Raw genomic sequence first — 2,930 nt, 5'->3', positions numbered from 1 at the left:
GCACCACGGAAAGCACCACGTCCGCGCCTTCCAGCGCCTCGGCGGCGACCACATGCGCGCGCACGCCGGGATGCAGGGCCAGCCCCGCCAGATAGCGCGGGTTTTCGTGCCGGGTGTTGATGGCTTGCGCCACATCGGCGTCGCGCAGCAGCAGGCGCGCATCGTAGCCCTTGCCCGCCAGCAGGTGGGCCAGGGCCGTGCCCCAGCTGCCGCCCCCGATGACGGCGATGCGCATGGCGTCGCTGGTCATATCGTGTACTCCGTGGCCGCAAGCGGCCCGTGGTGTGTCTGTTGTGCCAGGGTGTGCCGGGCGTGCCGCGTCTGGCAGGCGCGCCAGGTGCATCAATGGTGTGAAAGAATATGGCAAAGCGCGGCCCGCCACAAGGCAGGCGCGCCGCAGCCTCAATACGGCAAACCGGTGACGGATGGGTGACGGAGAGTGACGGCGCCCTGCGCGCCGCCCCGTCCGGGCAGCGCGCTCGCCCGAAGGCCCCTGTCCCCCCGCCTCATCACAGCACCCGCCCGTCTCCCCTCCCCTGCGGGTTGCGTCGTCCGGTGGGACGGGGTATCAGCGTGTGTCGAACCGCAACCGAACGAGGACCACGCATGAGCCGTCCCGACGACACCGCGCCCCGTTTCACGGAAACCGAGCGCCGCATCCTGACCATCGTGCAAAAGAACCTGCCCGACAGCGCCACCCCGTACGCAGACATCGCCGCCGCCGTGGGCACCGACGAAGCCACCGTGCTCGATCTGCTGCGCCGCATGAAGGAAGACGGCTCCATCCGCCGCTTCGGCGCCAGCATCAAGCACCAGCGCGCCGGGTGGACCCACAACGCCATGGTGGCCTGGCGCGTCACCGAGCAGCAGGCCGAAGAGGCGGGCAAGCAGGCCGCCGACCACCCGCTGATTTCGCACGTGTACTACCGCCCCTCGTCCGCGCCCGACTGGCCGTACGAACTGTACACCATGATCCATGGCCGCCACGAAACGGAACACATGGAAGTCATCGAACAGCTGCGCCGCGAAACCGTGCTCGACGACTACGCCGTGCTCGAATCGCTGCGCGAGTTGAAAAAGACCTCCATGGTCTACTTTCCGGAATAGGCGCGATACCGGAAGACGCGCCCCCAGCGCCGCGCCTTTCAGGCGCCCATTTTTTCATCCGGAAACCGCCTTTCTTCCTTATGCCCGCGACGGTCTTCCGTCGCGGGTGGCTGGTGCGGACGCGATGCGAGGAATTACGGGTTTTGTCCGCCGGGCAAGGCGGATCGGCATTTTTGAACGCAGATCGGCAGCCGTTAGGAGAGCGCAACGCGCGAGTCTTACGGATGGCGAAAGCAACGCTGTACTGTTGTACGCGAGCATCAAAAATGCCGAGCCAACGCCGCCCGGCGGCAAAGCGGTAGCCGTTAGGTGAGCACGGAGTGCTAACCTAACGGATAGCGACCGCAACGCGTAGGATTCCGTCGACAACACCACCGCGCTACCCCCAGGCCGCCACCACCCGGCCCCGCCCTGCCAACGCCGAAACATACCCGCCCCGCGCGGGTTTAAGCCGGAACCTCACGCACGCCACGGAGAACGCAGCATGGACCATCACTCCAAGGAACTTTTCGAACGCGCCCAGCAACTCATCCCCGGCGGGGTCAACAGCCCCGTGCGCGCCTGCCTGGGCGTGGACAGCGACCCCCTGTTCGTGGCCAACGCCAAGGGCAGCCACCTGACCACCGTGGACGGCACCACCTTCGTCGACTACGTGCAATCCTGGGGCCCCATGCTGCTCGGCCACGCCCACCCCGTGGTGGCCAGCGCCATCCACGCCGCAGTGGACCGGGGCACCAGCTACGGCGCACCCTGCGAGGACGAAGTGGTCCTGGCGGAAGCCGTCATCGACGCCCTGCCCGCCGTGGAAATGGTGCGCATGGTCAACTCCGGCACCGAGGCCACCATGAGCGCCCTGCGCCTTGCGCGCGGCGTCACCGGCCGCAACAAGGTGGTCAAGTTCGTGGGCTGCTACCACGGCCATGCCGACGCCTTTCTGGCCAGCGCCGGTTCGGGCGTGGCCACCCTGTCCATTCCCGGCACCCCCGGCGTGCCCGAGGCCACGGTGCGCGACACCCTGCTGGCCCCCTACAACGACCTGACCGCCGTGGCGGAACTGTTCGCCCTGCACGGCAAGGACATCGCCGCCATCATCGTGGAACCGGTGGCGGGCAACATGGGTCTGGTCCTGCCCGTGGACGGCTTTCTGCAGGGGCTGCGCGACCTGTGTACCGAACACGGCGCGCTGCTGATCTTCGACGAGGTGATCACCGGCTTCCGCGTGAATTACGGCGGGGCGCAGAAGCGCTTCGGCATCACGCCCGACCTGACCACCCTCGGTAAGATCATCGGCGGCGGCCTGCCCGTGGGCGCGTACGGCGGCCGGGCCGACCTGATGCGCCGCATCGCCCCCTGCGGCGAGGTGTACCAGGCGGGCACCCTGTCCGGTAACCCGCTGGCCATGGCGGCGGGCATCGCCACCCTGGCCGAACTGAAGAAATCCGACTACGACGCGCTGGAAGCCCGCGTGGCCGTGCTGGCCGCGGAGTTGCAGAACATTCTGGCGGCCAAGGGCGTGCCGGTGCGGGTGAACACCATCGCCTCCATGTTCACGGTGTTCTTCACCGACCAGCCGGTCACCGATTTCGCCAGCGCCAAGACCGCCAACGCGGCCCTGTACACCAGCTATTACAAGCAGATGCGCGACAAGGGCATCTACCTTGCGCCGTCGCCCTTCGAGGCGGCCATGGTCTCGTTCGCCCATACCGACGCGGACCTCGCCGCCCTGCTGGACGCCGCCCGGGCCATCACCCTTTCGGCGTAGCGCGCACGCGCCGGGGCCCTGCCCCGGGCCATCGCAACGACACGGGGGCGGACGCCGGAAC

General features: G+C 68.1%; 3 protein-coding genes. 2 read left to right on the top strand and 1 reads right to left on the bottom strand.

Annotated features, from left to right (window positions below):
- Positions 1-235, bottom strand: a 235-nt coding sequence (locus FVW27_RS12160) for an NAD(P)-binding domain-containing protein (RefSeq protein ID WP_167125495.1), incomplete at its 3' end; no start/stop codon positions are given.
- Positions 236-606: 371 nt separating this feature from the next.
- On the opposite strand from FVW27_RS12160, the gene ahbB reads away from it, so the two are divergent.
- Both ahbB and hemL read left to right on the top strand, forming a co-directional pair.
- Positions 607-1,107 (top strand): siroheme decarboxylase subunit beta, encoded by a 501-nt coding sequence (gene ahbB / locus FVW27_RS12155; RefSeq protein ID WP_167125493.1) that lies wholly within the window; start codon positions 607-609, stop codon positions 1,105-1,107.
- Positions 1,108-1,591: 484 nt separating this feature from the next.
- Positions 1,592-2,869 carry a glutamate-1-semialdehyde 2,1-aminomutase gene (hemL, locus tag FVW27_RS12150; RefSeq protein WP_167125491.1) on the top strand — a complete coding sequence of 426 codons (1,278 nt, stop codon included), beginning with the start codon at positions 1,592-1,594 and terminating at the stop codon, positions 2,867-2,869.
- The last annotated feature ends 61 nt before the right edge of the window (positions 2,870-2,930 follow it).

It is taken from the genome of Nitratidesulfovibrio liaohensis, from assembly GCF_011682075.1.
In the GTDB taxonomy this organism is placed as follows: Bacteria; Desulfobacterota; Desulfovibrionia; order Desulfovibrionales; family Desulfovibrionaceae; genus Cupidesulfovibrio; species Cupidesulfovibrio liaohensis.
The sequence above is the reverse complement of the archived record's forward strand: the minus strand, read 5'-3'. Positions and strand labels throughout refer to the sequence as shown.